The following is a 14803-nucleotide window of genomic DNA, read 5'->3' on the forward strand; positions in this document are numbered from 1 at the left end:
GCTAGTCCTCGCGTGACGAATCAGTAGAAACGCTGGCTGCAAGAGGGCGCCATGCACTGTTATGAGCCGAGGAGGCAAGTACAGCGCTGATGAATTTCATGCCTTCCACACCATCATTAATGCTTGGAATAAAACCTTGAACGGATTGCACATCCGCGCCTGCGTCAATAGCGTGAATCGCAGCAGCGATGTCTACATATAGGTTTGCAAACCCTTCCAAATAGCCTTCAGGGTGCCCAGCCGGTATACGAGAAAGACGATTGGCTTCTGCCCCCGCACCAGGACCTGCACGGGTAATTCTTTGGCTGGGTTCGCCGAGTACAGAAAGCCACAACTCGTTCGGCGATTCCTGCGCCCACTCAAGCCCCGCCTTGTCTCCATAAAGGCGAATTCTCAGGCCATTTTCGTTGCCTGGCGCTACTTGGCTGGACCACAGCATGCCTTTGGCGCCACCATCAAAACGCAGCATAGTATGCACGTTATCGTCCACTCGACGACCACTGACAAAGGCGGTTAAATCCGCAGAGACTTGTTTTACTTTTTGTCCAGAAATGAAACAAGCCAAATTGAACGCGTGTGTTCCTATGTCTCCTAAACAGCCTGCTAAGCCGGATTTCTCCGGATCTGTACGCCATTTTGCCTGTTTGTTGTCGGTGTTTTCGGCGTTTTCTGTTAGCCAGTCTTGGGCGTATTCCACTTGAATAACACGCAAATCACCTAATACACCGGTATCTACCAAGTGTTTGGCGTGTCTCACCAAGGGGTAGCCTGTGTAATTATGAGTCAGAGCAAAAAATGCTCCAGACTGCATAACAAGTGCTTTTAACGCTAAGGCTTCGTCTAAGTCTTTTGTCACCGGTTTGTCACAGATAACATGAATACCTTGCTCTAAAAATGCCTTGGCGACTGGATAGTGCATGTGATTTGGCGTGACAATAATGACGGCTTGAATGCCATCTTCTCGCTGTTTTTCTTGCTCCGCCATGGTCGTAAATGAAGAATAAGAGCGCGCTTGACTGATGCCAATACGAAGCGCGGAAGCCAAGGCTCTGTCTGGGTCAGAGGAGAGGGCGCCAGCCACCAGTTCAAACCCATCGTCTAAGCGGGTCGCAATACGGTGAACCGCGCCAATGAAAGCCCCATCACCACCGCCAACCATACCGATGCGAATACGTTTATGTTCCATTTTATCTGCCTCCTACTTCAAGCCAAGAATACGACGGTTAGCAGCGTCGTCTATGCCGCTGCTGGCAAAGTCATCAAAGGCCCGCTCGGTCACTTGAATTAAGTGATCGTTGACAAATTTCACGCCTTCTTGCGCACCCGCTTCAGGGTGTTTCATGCAGCATTCCCATTCAATGACAGCCCAGCCACCAAAATCGTATTGGGTGAGTTTGGAAAAGATGCTTTTAAAGTCGACTTGACCATCGCCCAGCGAGCGAAAACGCCCCGCACGATCAATCCAATTTTGATAGCCACCATAAACACCTTGTCGCCCTGTTGGGTTAAATTCGGCGTCTTTGACGTGAAACATCTTGATGCGCTCATGGTAAATATCGATGAACTGCAAATAATCGAGCTGCTGCAAAACAAAGTGAGATGGGTCGAACAAAATATTGGCTCGTGGATGCTGGTTCGTCGCTGCTAGAAACATGTCAAAGGTCACGCCATCGTGTAAATCTTCACCTGGGTGAATCTCATAGCAGACGTTTACCCCACAGCGGTCGAACTCATCAAGGATGGGCAACCAGCGGTTGGCCAACTCTGTAAAGCCTGCTTCGACTAACCCAGCGGGTCGTTGCGGCCAAGGGTAAAGGTAAGGCCATAATAGGGCACCGGAGAAAGTAACATGATTGCTCAGACCGAGGTTTTTAGACGCGTGTGCGGATTTAAGCAGTTGCTCGACGGCCCATTTTTGGCGTGCATCAGGGTTGCCTTTTAGATGGTCTGGCGCAAAGCCATCAAAGACCTCATCGTAAGCGGAATGCACCGCGACCAATTGACCTTGCAAATGCGTGGACAGCTCAGTGACTTCCATACCATGTTGAGCGAGTGTTTGCTGAATGTACTGACAATAGTCTAGATCCGTCGCGGCGCGATCCAAATCAAATATCCGCGCGTCCCAGGTGGGAATTTGCACGCCTTTAAAGCCGAGGCTGGCCGCCCATGCCACAATGTTCTCAAAAGTGTTAAAGGGTGCTTCATCGCTAACAAACTGCGCAAGAAAGAGAGCTGGACCTTTTAAAGCTTGCATAATAGTCACCTCCATTTTTATTTTTATTGGTTTGTGTCTTCTACAATGCTTTACATTTAATAGCATAAAGAAGGTTTTTCCAATGTTTCCCCGAGGCGCTTAATGCCTTATCGGCCGCGCGAAGTCCTGCTGAAAAATACGATTTTTTAAGACAGAGTGATAGCGAGATAAAATGAACAAATGAACGAAGGGATGGGCTTTATTAAAAGCATTATAAAATTGATTTTTTAATTTTCTATATAAAACAATGGATTATGTTTTTATTGAAGAGGGTTTCTGTGTTTTTTAATTTGTTTTTCCTTGAAGCTTCTTATGCTTTTCAGCATTTAAATAGAATTAACGGATGATGTTTTAACGCTATATAAAGGCGAGATTGAGGGCGGTTTTCTATGAAAAAACGCTATCTAAAAACAAAAAAAGATAATGAGTTGATAGCGTTGTGTTATGTGGGGTAAGGAGGGCATTATAAGAGGGCGTCGATAGAAAACCTAAGAGACAGTACTGATAAATTAAATCTTCCCTTATTTATCAGTACTAGAGAAGACTGTCAGTCTTCGAATATCCCTAGTCGAGCTTTATTAAGTTCTCTCATTCGTCCTAGCACATCAACACCTATTTGGTTGTAGACATCTAATAAGTCGATCAAAACCCAATTCTCTCTAATTAAGCCATTCTCGATACGCCAAAAGTCTAGGCTCCTCATGGTGATTTCTTGATTAGAAGGAGCAATGCCTAGCCATCCGTCTTGGCTTATTGCCATTGACATACCGGGCCAAGCAGTAAAACCTACGTAGTCAGCTTCTGCAAACAGGTAGCCTTTGTTTGTATCTCCTATGCGATTCGGTAGGGCCTTCAAAAAAGGAATCTGATGCCAATTTCTGAATCCTTTGATGCCTCTTGCCGTGCCAATTCCAGATGGGCCGTACCAGCTACAGTTAGGGTGCCAGTATTTTTCTAATTCCATAGCCTCAACACCACCATGCGCAAAGTTCCCTAACGATCTGCACATATCTGAGACTATATCTAAGCTTTTCTTAGTTATTACGTCATTGTGCTCAGATGTTAGGATGCCATCTTGAGTGGCAGGCCCTGGAACATGCCATTCTCGCCCTAAGCTAGGAGATAACGGCCAAGCACCAGCTTGCATCATGACTTCTGGAATATCCCAAACGGCTTGTATTTCAACAATTAGCCCGTCTTCAATACGAAAGAATTCATGAAAGCGCATACTTACTTGATGGCCTGTGGGTAGAATATCCAACCATGGCTTTTCGAAAGACCCCGTATAATATCCACAGCAGCCTACCCACTGGCTATTGTTATTTGAATTGCCTGACATGACGATAGTATCTCGACGCTCTAATCCAACGAATGCCTTAGCAAGTGGATTAAAAATACGACTAAGTAATTCTTGTTTTGACTCTAATGTCTCAAAGGGGAAAGAAAATTGTAATATGGCGTTATTAGCAATAACGCATTCTATTGTTTTCGCCAAATCTACTTCAGAATAGTCGTATAAACATTTTCTAAGCTTATTCACTATCTCTTTGTTTCTGTTATGAATCACCATGATTTCCACCTTTTTTTAAAAATGCTTTTGTATTTTTCTAATGTTTTCTTTACTTGGTAATTTCTTCATTTCGCTTCTTGCTTAAAGCTCTAAGGTTTTGTCTGTTTACGACAAAAAATGAAAAAAATATTGCAAGAAATGATGGAGTATGATTATTTATTGCATACGTATTCAAAAAAATCAACTAGATGAGTAAGAGTATGGCTAAGATACAACTGAAAAATATTTGTAAGCGTTGGGGCTCTACAGTTGGGGTTAGGGACTTCAGTTTAGATATTGAAGATAAAGAGTTTATTGTATTTTTAGGCCCATCTGGTTGTGGGAAAACGACGACAATGCGAATGATCGCAGGCCTTGAAGACCCAACGGAAGGTGAAATATTTATCGGGGATCGTTGTGTTAATGGCCTAGATCCTAAAGACAGAGACATTGCTATGGTGTTTCAAAGCTATGGTCTTTATCCAAATCTAACGGTATACGAAAACATTCGTTTCCCATTAAAAATACGCAAAGTGGACCCTGCAACGCATGATGCTAGGGTCAACAAAGCGTCCGATATGGTGGAGTTAGGTAATCTACTAGAAAGGTATCCTCGAGAGCTTTCTGGCGGACAGCGTCAAAGGGTTGCCTTGGGTAGGGCGATCGTTCGTGAACCGAATGTATTTTTGATGGATGAGCCTTTATCCAACTTAGATGCAAAGCTCAGAGTCTCTACTCGAGCTCAGATAAAGCATCTACAGCACACCTTACAAACAACCACTATTTATGTAACGCATGATCAAATTGAAGCGATGACGCTTGCGGATCGTGTTGTGGTTATGAGCATGGGGGAGTTGCAGCAACTGGGCACTCCGACAGAGATTTATGATAAACCAGCCAATACGTTTGTTGCTAGTTTCATTGGATCACCGGCGATGAATCTATTACCGGGCAGCGCCAGTGATGGGGAATTTATGGCTGATCATACTCGCATGAAAGAGGTTCCTTCAGTGCTCGCAGGTGAAGTCATCATTGGGTTCAGAGCAGAAGATATTTCTGTGACAACTGAGTCAGAAGGGGATATTACGGCGCCCGTTTATAGTGTGGAATTACTTGGAGATTCAACACTGATTTCCATAAAAATTGGAGATAACTTATTGATTGCGAAAGCAGATAAGACATTTAGAGTGAACATAGGCCAGACGGTAAGCTTCATTATTCCTCCAGAATCAAGGCATTGGTTTAATAAAGAAAACGGTGCTCGTATCGATTTTTCATAAGAAAAAACCATAATTAAAAAACACAAAAGTCTCAAAGGAACCTAATAATGAAGAAATCAACGCTATCAACTCTTATTGTTTTAAGTACATTAAGCTCTCTTTCCTATGCCAGTTGTGATTTTAAGAACACTCAAGAGGTTAAGACTATTTCCGCAAGCTTTGCTGCGTGGAAAGCCGTCACCAACGCTATGGCCGAGTGTGGTCATGTTAGCTCGACTCTTGATTCAGAGTTCAAAACTAAAATTGGTTCTGCACTCGCCGCGAACCCCTCATTATATGAGGTGGCAGGTGTTGCAAATGGGACATTCGTACCGTTATTAAACGGTGGTCTTATTCGCCCTCTAGACAGCCTGGTTAAAAAATATGGTCAAAATTTAAACCCAAATCAACTTATTAAAGTGGATGGGAAAATCATGGCCATTGCCATGATGGTTAATACTCAAAACTTCATGTATCGAAAAGACATTTTTGAAAAATTAAATTTAAAAGTACCCACCACCTGGGATGAGGTTCTTGTTGATGCAGAAAAAATAAAAAAGGCCAACCTTGTTGAATATCCACTAGGTGGGGCGTATGAATCTGGTTGGAATCTCGGTCTCGAATTCATCAATATATACTTAAGTTATAACGCTAATCTTTTTGATGGAAACCAACCCAGTATTAATAATGCTGCAGGCATTAAAACATTAGAGATGATGAAAAAGTTATCCGCTTACATGGATCCAGAGTATTTGATTGCTGATCCCACCTTCGTTCAAAAGCAGCTTCAGCACGGTAAAATTGCAATGGCCAACCTTTGGGCGAGTCGTGCTACTGCATTTGACAATAAAGAAGAATCTCAAGTAGTGGGTAAGGTTTATATGTCCGCCACGCCTAAATCAATTGCCGATGGTCATCCGGCAAGTACTATGTGGTGGGATGGTATTACTATTGCGAAAAACATTACAGATGAGCAGGCTGATAATGCTTTTAGAGTCGCTATGCAAGGCTTAAACCAAGATATGGTTAAGAAGAACATGGATGATGCAATCTGGTTAGTCAAAGGCTATAAACCTTCTCGTTTGAGCGATGGTGCTATTCAAAATGCAATTAATAGAACGCCAAGCTATCCTCTCAATTCAAAAATCGGTCTTATGCACTCAGCATTAGGAAAAGATGTATCTGATTACCTAACGGGTCAGAAAACAGCCGAAGAAACATTGAAAGAGGTTGAATATAACTATATTACAGCAGCAAAAGAGTCGGGTCTGTTGTAACTGGTTTTTTCATAGTGATCCAATATATTGTTGGCTTCATTTTTGCTAATTGAATTCGGTGATTAGAATGAAAAACAAAACTTTCTTTGCCTTTGTTTCTCCTTCGGTCATTATAATGATTTTGTTTATAGCCATTCCTTTGGTTACGGTTTTTTTGCAAAGTTTTTATGTGACTCAAACTGTTTATCAGACAGTTAAGGTAGAAACATGTACGCCAAGTTTTCCTACTTCTATTTGTACGACCACGGAAAAATCCGTTCCAGTGTTAGATGAGAATAATCATCCGGTCACGGAGACAGTATATGTTGGGTTAGACACCTATAAATCTGTTTTAGAAACAGATAAAGTTTCTAAATTAATTGACTCTGGCCGTTTTTTTGATGTTTTTACTAATATAGATTTTTATAAGGCTTTGTCGTTTACCTTGCTTTTTACGTTGATTACGCTTCCTTTGGTATTGGGTGTAGGTCTGGCTATTGCGTTGGCGGTAAATAATGTATCAAAACGAATGAAAGGCCCGGTTATTTTTGTTTCGTTACTGCCTTTTATTATAACGCCGATTATCGGTGCCCTTTCTATTAAATGGTTATTTGTGAGTAACGGTCTACTTACAAGAGTGTTAGAAAAAATCACAGGGCATGAAATATCGGTGTTTGCTAATAGCTGGTCGATCGAGCTACTAATGGTTTTCTACCGTGTTTGGCATGTTGCCCCTTTTGCCTTTGTGCTTTTCTATGCGGGTTTGCAGTCAGTAAATAAGGACACATTGGAGTCTGCCATTATTGATGGAGCTTCTAGGTTTGAGCGTATTAGATATGTTGTCATCCCTCATTTAATGCCATTAATTTACTTTGTTACATTGATCCATCTGATGGATACCTATCGTGTATTTGAAGAAATTATAGGCTTTGCAAGCCAAGCACATGTTATTTCTCTGCAGTGGCTAACCTATGACTTCTTAGAGCCCGATGACACAGGAAACCGTGCGATATCAAGTGCTTCAGCGTCATCCATGTTGACCATGGTTGGTATTATTATTTTGCTCGCCCCAGTGCTAAAACGCACGCTTCGAGATCAGAAAAAAGGATAATAGGATGGAAGACGATACTCCTAAAGCATTAAGACAAACGCCGTTACTTAAGATCGGTAGTTATGGTTTTTTGGCCTTATGGGCACTGATTGCAGCCTTCCCGTTGGCTTGGATCTTTGTTATGAGCTTTAAACTACCTATTGATGCCTTTGCGCAGAATCCGCTAGAGGTCATATTTGGGCCAAATACCGCTCAAAAAGACAGTGCCTTCAGTATTATTGATATTCTATTAGGCGGTGCTTTTGCCTATTACGCATATCAAATACCCATGCGCTTTTATCGAACAACGTTAGATTATTTTGTGCCTGTTCAAAATAAGAGTATGGGGGCTTTCGCACTTGGTTTATCATATATATTTATTTTGGTAGGCTTTGCGTTTTATGTTTTACCCGTTGTGAGTCATGTGTTGAACGGAATATTTCATTCTATTTCAGCGTTGTCCTTACTGGCTAAACCTTTAATTGGCTATACGTTACAGCACTATTATTCTGTATGGGTTGAAAATCAATTTTACATTCAGTTTAAAAACTCTCTTATTATTACTTTTGGTGTGGTTACTATTTCCCTTACCGTAGGGACATTAGCAGCCTATGCGCTTTCAAGAACAGCTTCTAATCTTGCGATCTGGTTGCTTATTATTGCTCTTGTTTTTAGAGCGCTTCCTCATTCCGTATTGGTAACAGGGTATTTGCCTTTCTTTATTAACTCTAAAGAGATATTAGAGCCTCTATGGAGCATGCCTGTTATTGGTTGGCTTCTTAGCTTGTTTTCTGAAACGCCACCAACCTTATACGGACAGCCGCTTGCCGTTATTGCGGTGTTAGTCGCAATAAACCAACCCTTTACGATATGGATGTTACGATCATTTTTTATGAATATACCTAAAGAGTTGGATGAAGCGGCAAGGGTAGATGGCTGCACTCACTTTCAAGCCTTTAGAAAAGTAATTTTACCCGTTATGTGGCCTGGGCTGATTACGACAGGGTTGTTTTCTTTCTTGCTGGCTTACAACGATTACTTAGTTACTTCACTGTTATTGGATAATCAGAACCAAACTATGGTTCCTGCCATATCTGCGTATTTTAATCGAGAAACGACAGCAACCGATCAAGTAAATGCTATTGCCGCTGCTGCCTCGATCACGGCCCCATTGTTTATTCTTGTGGTTTTCTTCCAGAAACAAATTGTTTCAGGTTTGACTGCAGGGGCGGTGAAAGGCTAATCAGCGATCACTGATAAAACATAATCAACAACAATTCTATTTTGGAGTTTTGAAATGAATAAATCTGAGGTTAAACAAGCCCCTTTTACATTAGACAATGATTTAACTAAAACGGAAGCAACAAGAGCGGTTGTTGATGCGATGGTTAATGGTCTTAACGATCATGATATAGAAGGTATGGGGCGCTTCTTTGATGAGCGTTTTCGCTGGATAGGTAATACCGGCTGTGGCTTTAAAGATGGTCTACAAGAGTTTCAGGAAAACTGGCAACGACCATTTCAAGCAGCGTTTAGTGAAAAGGTGTGTACGGATGAAGTGCGCATTGCTGAGGGTGAATGGATGGCTGCTTTTGGTCGTCAGAATGCAAAGCATACTGGAGAATTCATGGGGATCGCACCCACAGGGAAAGATGTTGAAATTCGTTATATGGATTTTTGGAAAGTAGTGGACGGTAAAATTGTAGATAATTGGGTAATGGTTGATTTCCCCTATGTTTTAAAACAATTAGGACGTGATGTTTTTGATGGAGAAGGCTGGGAGAAAAACGATTCAAAAGAGGTTCAGCACCCAGTAACACCTTTGAAATAAGTTGACGAATGCAAAATGCAATACAAATGATTTTTAATTTGTATTGCATGAGTATTTATTATGCTCGTTTTCAACATGATTCATTTTCTATTTTGAGTATTTTATAATGAAAAATTTCGATCCTGATTTTCTCGATTTGCCTGATTATATTATTAAAATTACCAAAGAAATTTGGGAGGATCGTGGCCTTAGCACACTTCATAAATATTATGGTAAGGACATAGTGGTACGGGTTCCTGCTGGAATTACCGTAGGCAATGCCAATGTTATTTCGGCAACCATGGCAACCTTAAGTGAGTTCCCAGACAGGACCTTATTAGGTGAAGATGTTATTTGGTCAGGAAATGATGAGGCAGGATATCTTTCTTCACACCGGATTTATTCTCAAGCAACACATCTCAAAGACGGTGTTTTTGGTAAGGCGACAGGTAAAAAATTAGGCTTTCGGATTATCGCTGACTGTTATTGTATTGATAATCAAATTACTGATGAATGGATGATTCGAGACCAGGGCGCTGTGGTGACTCAATTAGGGCTGGATCCTAAAACCTACGCTTATAACCAAATTCAAGAAGAGGGTGGTATTGATAAAGCGACTAAGCCATTTAATCCATCCATGGATATTGTTGGGCCATACACAGGGAAAGGCAATGATCACCCTATGGGTCAAGCTTATGCAGAAACTCTGCAACGCCTGATGAATGCTGATTTTAATGCTGTCTTTGCGCTTTTTGATCGAGCTGTGCAAACAGAATACCCTAATGGTGTTTCAGATCATGGGTATAGTAGTGTGGATTCATTTTGGTTGGGGCTAAGGTCTTCTTTTCCAAATGCGACCTTTACTATTCATCATGTTATTGGACGTGATGATAAAGGCATGGCAGACAGAGCGGCTATTCGCTGGTCTCTTCATGGTAAGCATGAAGGCTGGGGGCGTTATGGGCAGCCAACCAATGCGGATGTTTATGTGATGGGGATTAGCCATGTAGAATTTGGCCCTCGGGGTATTGTTCGAGAATACGTCGCCATTGACGATACGGCTATTTGGAAGCAAATCTTATTGCATACAGGTTGAGTCGTTGATTAATTTGGCCAACAGTTTTTGACGAAAATCATACTTTATTTTGAGAGCCTGAAGATGAGTAAATTTCAAGAAAGTAAATGCTTGGTACGAGCCTATTTTGATGCTTTAGAAGAAGCGACAATAGATACTATTGATGATGTAGTATCTCCTTATATTGCTTCTGAGTATTCATGGCGAGGAGTATACCCTTGGAGAGAAATAGATAGTCTGAAAGACGTTGTCGGAAAATTCTGGAAGCCTTTGTTAACGTCTATTAAGCATATGCAGCGCCGTCAAGATATTTTTATTGCTGGTCAGAATGAGTTCGATCAAGAGCAATGGGTTATGAGTATGGGTAATTTTACGGGCTTGTTTGATGAGGATTTTTTAGGCATTAAAGCAACTCGTAGAATTGTTAATATCCGTTATGCAGAATTTAATTGTGTTAATAATGGAAAAATCACGAAAACGGGTTTATTTATTGACCTGATAGGATTGATGGATCAAGCCGGAGCGTATCCTTTACCGCCTTCTACGGGGGTATATTATAACTACCCTGGTCCTAGGCATCATAATGGATTGCAGTTTCAAGCTGTGTCAGAAGAAGAGGGAAAAAAGACGCTTGATTTAGTGCATGAAATGGTAAATGAGCTAGATGCGCTTAATAAAAGTGGCTCTATGACATGCACCCCTGAATTGTTAGAAAAAACCTGGTCTTCCAAAATGACATGGTATGGCCCGGCAGGAATTGGTGCTTCTTATACTATTCCTCGTTATCAAGAGCAGCATCAGCTTCCTTTTAGAGCAGGCCTTGCTGATAAGAAGTTTTGTGGACATGTTTGTCGGTTTGCAGAAGGTAACTTTGCTTGTTTTTTCGGATGGCCTAATTTATCAAATACGCCAATAGGCGGATGGCTTGGTTTGCCGGGAGGAAATATCAATGCCGAGATGCAAGTTGTTGATATTTATTGCCGTGAAGGGGATAAACTTAGTGAAAACTGGGTGCTTATCGATATCCCTTACTGGCTTAAACAACAGGGGCTGGATATTTTAAAGCGTACGCAAGATGTGTTGAATCCGATAATCGATTAAAAATCGACCAGGTTTTTTATTGATTACAAAGTCTTACAATATTAGTGGTTGATACTACAGCTATTTTTATATAATTCCCTGATTAAACTATGGCAAATGATATAAATATGAAAATAAAACCTAGCTCTGTTGACGTTGCTAAAGCGGCTGGTGTTAGCCAATCTATGGTGAGTAGGGCCTTTACTCCTGGCTCTTCGATTAATCCAGATAAAAGAGCTTTCATTATTGCGAAAGCGAAGGAGCTTGGTTATCGGCCTAATATCATGGCACGTTCCATGATCACTAAAAAAAGTAAGATCATAGGTTTTGTGTTTGGTTATTTAGAAAACCATTATTACCCTCTTGCACTGGAGCAGTTATCTCGCGAATTTCAGGCTAAGGGTTATCATAGTTTGATGTTTTTCTCGGATAACCAAAGCTCCGCTGATGACATAGTTCAAGAATTTCTCCAATATCAGATTGATGCTGTGGTTTTGGCATCCGTTTCTTTGTCTCCTGATTGGATTGAGGCTTGTAATTCACTGTCGGTCCCAGTAGTGCTATTTAACCGTGCGATTAAAACAGATGATGTTACGTCAGTGACGTCTGCCAACTATGAAGGCGGGAAAACGGTAGCCCGTTATTTAGTGGAAACAGGGCATAAAAGAATAAGTTATATTTCAGGTTTTGTAGAATCTTCAACGAACAAAGATAGGGAACGTGGTTTGAATGACGGTCTAGAGGATCACGGGATGACCTTATTCTCTGTTGAAAGTGGTAATTATGATCAAGAGCAAGCAAGACTCGCGACATTAAATATGTTTTCTGTGGATAAAGCAGAGACCCCAGATGCACTTTTTGTTGCAAGTGATCACATGGCATTTTCCGTTCTTGAAACCTTAAGATATGAACTTGGCTTAAGGGTTCCTGAAGATGTTTCTGTCATAGGGTACGATAACGTTCCTCTAGGTGCTGCGCCTTCTTATAATCTAACCACTATGAGTCAGCCTGTTGATGACATGGTTTCTCATACTGTTAACGCTGTTATGAGTCGTATAGGGCAACCTAACCTTAAGCCAGAAAGAATAGAAATTCCTAGTCATTTAATTCTACGTAAAACAGTCAAAAACCGTCTTATTTCTTAATTAAATAAAATATGTTTTTTTATGGCTGTTTTTTTAAAATCGATTTGCATACGTATTCAAATTAATTCAGTATATAAAAGTTAATCTTATATCTGAAAATAAAAAGGTGTTGATTAGGATGTTTGGATCACGCTTCTTAATTAACTAGGTAATGTCAATCATATAACAATTAAAACTAATGAGGTCATCATGGCTATTTATTTAAAAACAGGTAAAGAAGAAAGCGTTGTTGCTGAAATGAACGCTAAAGTTCGAGCGATTGTGGAAGCATCTATTCTTGATGTAGAAGCTCGTGGAGATCAGGCAATTCGAGAAATGTCGAATAAATTCGATAATTGGGACCGAGAAAGTTACCAATTAACGCAACAAGAGATTCAAGCCTGCTTAGACAGCTTAAGTGACCAAGAACTGAAAGACATCGAGTTTGCTCAAACGCAAGTGCGTCGTTTCGCAGAGCACCAGAAAGCGGCACTTCGCGATGTAGAAGTTGAGACGCTACCAGGTGTGATCTTGGGACATAAAAATATCCCAATGAACTCTGTGGGTTGTTATGTGCCTGGTGGTAAATACCCAATGGTCGCCTCTGCTCACATGTCTGTTTTAACGGCCAATGTGGCTGGTGTGAAACGCATTGTCTCTTGTGCTCCACCATACAAGGGTAAACCCGCAGCGGCCATTGTTGCTGCGCAACATCTTGCAGGCGCCAATGAAATTTACGCTTTAGGTGGTATTCAAGCGGTCGCCGCGATGGCCATTGGTACTCAAACGATAAAACCTGTTGATATGCTAGTCGGCCCAGGTAATGCCTTTGTGGCTGAAGCGAAACGCCAGTTATTTGGTCGTGTCGGGATTGATCTTTTTGCTGGACCAACGGAAACCCTAGTTATTGCGGATGAGACGGTAGACGGTGAATTATGTGCTGTCGATTTATTGGGCCAAGCTGAGCATGGTGTTAACTCTCCCGCTGTTTTGTTGACCAATTCTGAAAAATTGGCAAGAGACACCATGGCGGAAGTAGAGCGTCAATTAACCGTTCTGCCAACGGCCGATGCCGCTCGTCAAAGCTGGCAAGAGTACGGACAAGTGATTGTGGCAGAGAGCTACGATGAAATGTTGGCCATTGCGGATGACCTCGCCTTTGAGCACGTGCAAATAATGACAGATCGTGATGACTGGTTTAAAGACAACTTAACCAATTATGGTGCGCTTTTCTTAGGTCCTCGTACGAACGTCGCCTACGGCGACAAATGCATCGGGACTAACCACACACTGCCGACGAAAAAAGCAGGTCGTTTCACCGGAGGTTTATGGGTCGGTAAATTCATTAAAACCTGTACATATCAAAAAGTGCTAACAGATGAAGCGTCTGCTTTTGTCGGTGAACATTGTTCACGCCTTTGTGCTTTGGAAGGTTTTGCTGGCCATGGTGAGCAAGCGAATATTCGTGTTCGTCGTTACGGTAAGCGTATCGTAGAGCCATACAGCGCAGTCCAACCTGAGTAATTATGATGAATTTACCTAAAACACCGTCTTTTAATCTCCAGGGCAAGCGTGCCTTGGTAACCGGTGCGGGCAGAGGCATTGGTTTGGCATCAGCGGTCGCATTAGCGGAAGCTGGTGCAAATGTCACCCTTACTGCACGTAGTCAACATGAAATAGAGAAGGCCGCTTTGGCGATTAGAGAGAAAGGTTGGCTGGCAGAATTTAAAACACTGGATGTGACTGATTTTAAGGCTGTTGCCGCCTTTGTTCAGCAATCCGATCCCTTTGATATTTTAGTCTCAAGTGCCGGTGGGGCAAGGCATAAGCCTGCTTTGGATGTGACAGAAGAAGATTTTGATTTCACCTTATCTTTGAATACAAAATCTGCATTTTTTGTTGCTCAGAGTGTTGCTAAAAAACTGGTAGAGCACAACTTACCTGGGAGCTTAATTACGATATCCAGTCAAATGGGGCATGTTGGTGGTCCTGATAGAGCAACGTATTGCGCCAGCAAACATGCCATTGAAGGATTCACGAAGTCGATGTCGAAAGAGTTAGGCGCTCATAATATTCGTATTAATACGCTCTGTCCTACGTTTATAAGAACGCCGTTAACAGAACCTGCCCTACAAGATGCCAATTTTAAAGCCTACGTGGAAAATATGATTGCTTTACAACGCGTGGGTGAGATTGAAGACATTATGGGGCCTATTGTTTTCTTAGCTTCTGATGCCAGCGCACTGATTACAGGCAGTGCCTTAATGGTTGATGGTGGTTGGACAGCGTATTAACAAATATTTATG

13 protein-coding genes are annotated in these 14803 nt (G+C 41.7%); 10 read left to right on the top strand and 3 right to left on the bottom strand.

The window, feature by feature from the left end:
- Position 1 precedes the first annotated feature (1 nt).
- The 3 genes from E0D71_RS11300 to E0D71_RS11310 form a co-directional block, all read right to left on the bottom strand.
- Positions 2-1186: a Gfo/Idh/MocA family oxidoreductase gene (locus tag E0D71_RS11300; protein ID WP_133003414.1), complete on the bottom strand. Its 1185-nt coding sequence runs from the start codon at positions 1184-1186 to the stop codon at positions 2-4.
- A gap of 12 nt (positions 1187-1198) precedes the next feature.
- The gene (locus tag E0D71_RS11305) at positions 1199-2254 is read right to left on the bottom strand and encodes a sugar phosphate isomerase/epimerase (protein ID WP_133003415.1); all 1056 of its coding nucleotides are present in this window, start codon (positions 2252-2254) and stop codon (positions 1199-1201) included.
- A 547-nt stretch (positions 2255-2801) separates the two neighbouring features.
- Entirely contained in the window at positions 2802-3824 is a 1023-nt protein-coding gene (locus tag E0D71_RS11310) for an ester cyclase (RefSeq protein ID WP_133003416.1), read from the bottom strand.
- 200 nt (positions 3825-4024) lie between these two features.
- On the opposite strand from E0D71_RS11310, the gene ugpC reads away from it, so the two are divergent.
- The 10 genes from ugpC to E0D71_RS11360 all read left to right on the top strand — a co-directional run bounded on the left by ugpC (position 4025) and on the right by E0D71_RS11360 (position 14791).
- Positions 4025-5083 (top strand): sn-glycerol-3-phosphate ABC transporter ATP-binding protein UgpC, encoded by a 1059-nt coding sequence (ugpC, locus tag E0D71_RS11315; protein WP_133003417.1) that lies wholly within the window; start codon positions 4025-4027, stop codon positions 5081-5083.
- Between the two features lie 47 nt (positions 5084-5130).
- Entirely contained in the window at positions 5131-6339 is a 1209-nt protein-coding gene (locus E0D71_RS11320) for an extracellular solute-binding protein (RefSeq protein ID WP_133003418.1), read from the top strand.
- Between the two features lie 67 nt (positions 6340-6406).
- Complete coding sequence (locus E0D71_RS11325; protein ID WP_133003419.1) at positions 6407-7429, top strand: sugar ABC transporter permease; 1023 nt, start codon at positions 6407-6409, stop codon at positions 7427-7429.
- 4 nt (positions 7430-7433) lie between these two features.
- A complete protein-coding gene (locus E0D71_RS11330; protein WP_133003420.1) occupies positions 7434-8651 on the top strand; it encodes a carbohydrate ABC transporter permease in 1218 nt (405 codons plus the stop codon).
- A gap of 54 nt (positions 8652-8705) precedes the next feature.
- Positions 8706-9239: an ester cyclase gene (locus E0D71_RS11335; protein ID WP_133003421.1), complete on the top strand. Its 534-nt coding sequence runs from the start codon at positions 8706-8708 to the stop codon at positions 9237-9239.
- Between the two features lie 106 nt (positions 9240-9345).
- On the top strand, positions 9346-10314 hold the full coding sequence (locus E0D71_RS11340; protein WP_133003422.1) for a nuclear transport factor 2 family protein: 969 nt from the start codon (positions 9346-9348) through the stop codon (positions 10312-10314).
- Positions 10315-10377: 63 nt separating this feature from the next.
- On the top strand, positions 10378-11394 hold the full coding sequence (locus tag E0D71_RS11345) for a nuclear transport factor 2 family protein (protein WP_133003423.1): 1017 nt from the start codon (positions 10378-10380) through the stop codon (positions 11392-11394).
- 89 nt (positions 11395-11483) lie between these two features.
- On the top strand, positions 11484-12518 hold the full coding sequence (locus E0D71_RS11350) for a LacI family DNA-binding transcriptional regulator (protein WP_133003424.1): 1035 nt from the start codon (positions 11484-11486) through the stop codon (positions 12516-12518).
- A 189-nt stretch (positions 12519-12707) separates the two neighbouring features.
- Positions 12708-14021 carry a histidinol dehydrogenase gene (gene hisD / locus E0D71_RS11355; protein WP_133003425.1) on the top strand — a complete coding sequence of 438 codons (1314 nt, stop codon included), beginning with the start codon at positions 12708-12710 and terminating at the stop codon, positions 14019-14021.
- A 2-nt stretch (positions 14022-14023) separates the two neighbouring features.
- Complete coding sequence (locus E0D71_RS11360) at positions 14024-14791, top strand: SDR family oxidoreductase (protein ID WP_133003426.1); 768 nt, start codon at positions 14024-14026, stop codon at positions 14789-14791.
- The last annotated feature ends 12 nt before the right edge of the window (positions 14792-14803 follow it).

Source organism: Marinomonas sp. KMM3893 (assembly GCF_004352855.1).
In the GTDB taxonomy this organism is placed as follows: domain Bacteria; phylum Pseudomonadota; class Gammaproteobacteria; order Pseudomonadales; family Marinomonadaceae; genus Marinomonas; species Marinomonas arenicola.

Coding starts and splice junctions, on each gene's coding strand:
- E0D71_RS11350 (WP_133003424.1), top strand. CDS start 11,484: ATGGCAAATGATATAAATATGAAAATAAAACCTAGCTCTGTTGACGTT.
- E0D71_RS11310 (WP_133003416.1), bottom strand. CDS start 3,824: ATGGTGATTCATAACAGAAACAAAGAGATAGTGAATAAGCTTAGAAAA.
- E0D71_RS11345 (WP_133003423.1), top strand. CDS start 10,378: ATGAGTAAATTTCAAGAAAGTAAATGCTTGGTACGAGCCTATTTTGAT.
- ugpC (WP_133003417.1), top strand. CDS start 4,025: ATGGCTAAGATACAACTGAAAAATATTTGTAAGCGTTGGGGCTCTACA.
- E0D71_RS11300 (WP_133003414.1), bottom strand. CDS start 1,186: ATGGAACATAAACGTATTCGCATCGGTATGGTTGGCGGTGGTGATGGG.
- E0D71_RS11335 (WP_133003421.1), top strand. CDS start 8,706: ATGAATAAATCTGAGGTTAAACAAGCCCCTTTTACATTAGACAATGAT.
- E0D71_RS11320 (WP_133003418.1), top strand. CDS start 5,131: ATGAAGAAATCAACGCTATCAACTCTTATTGTTTTAAGTACATTAAGC.
- hisD (WP_133003425.1), top strand. CDS start 12,708: ATGGCTATTTATTTAAAAACAGGTAAAGAAGAAAGCGTTGTTGCTGAA.
- E0D71_RS11325 (WP_133003419.1), top strand. CDS start 6,407: ATGAAAAACAAAACTTTCTTTGCCTTTGTTTCTCCTTCGGTCATTATA.
- E0D71_RS11330 (WP_133003420.1), top strand. CDS start 7,434: ATGGAAGACGATACTCCTAAAGCATTAAGACAAACGCCGTTACTTAAG.
- E0D71_RS11305 (WP_133003415.1), bottom strand. CDS start 2,254: ATGCAAGCTTTAAAAGGTCCAGCTCTCTTTCTTGCGCAGTTTGTTAGC.
- E0D71_RS11340 (WP_133003422.1), top strand. CDS start 9,346: ATGAAAAATTTCGATCCTGATTTTCTCGATTTGCCTGATTATATTATT.
- E0D71_RS11360 (WP_133003426.1), top strand. CDS start 14,024: ATGATGAATTTACCTAAAACACCGTCTTTTAATCTCCAGGGCAAGCGT.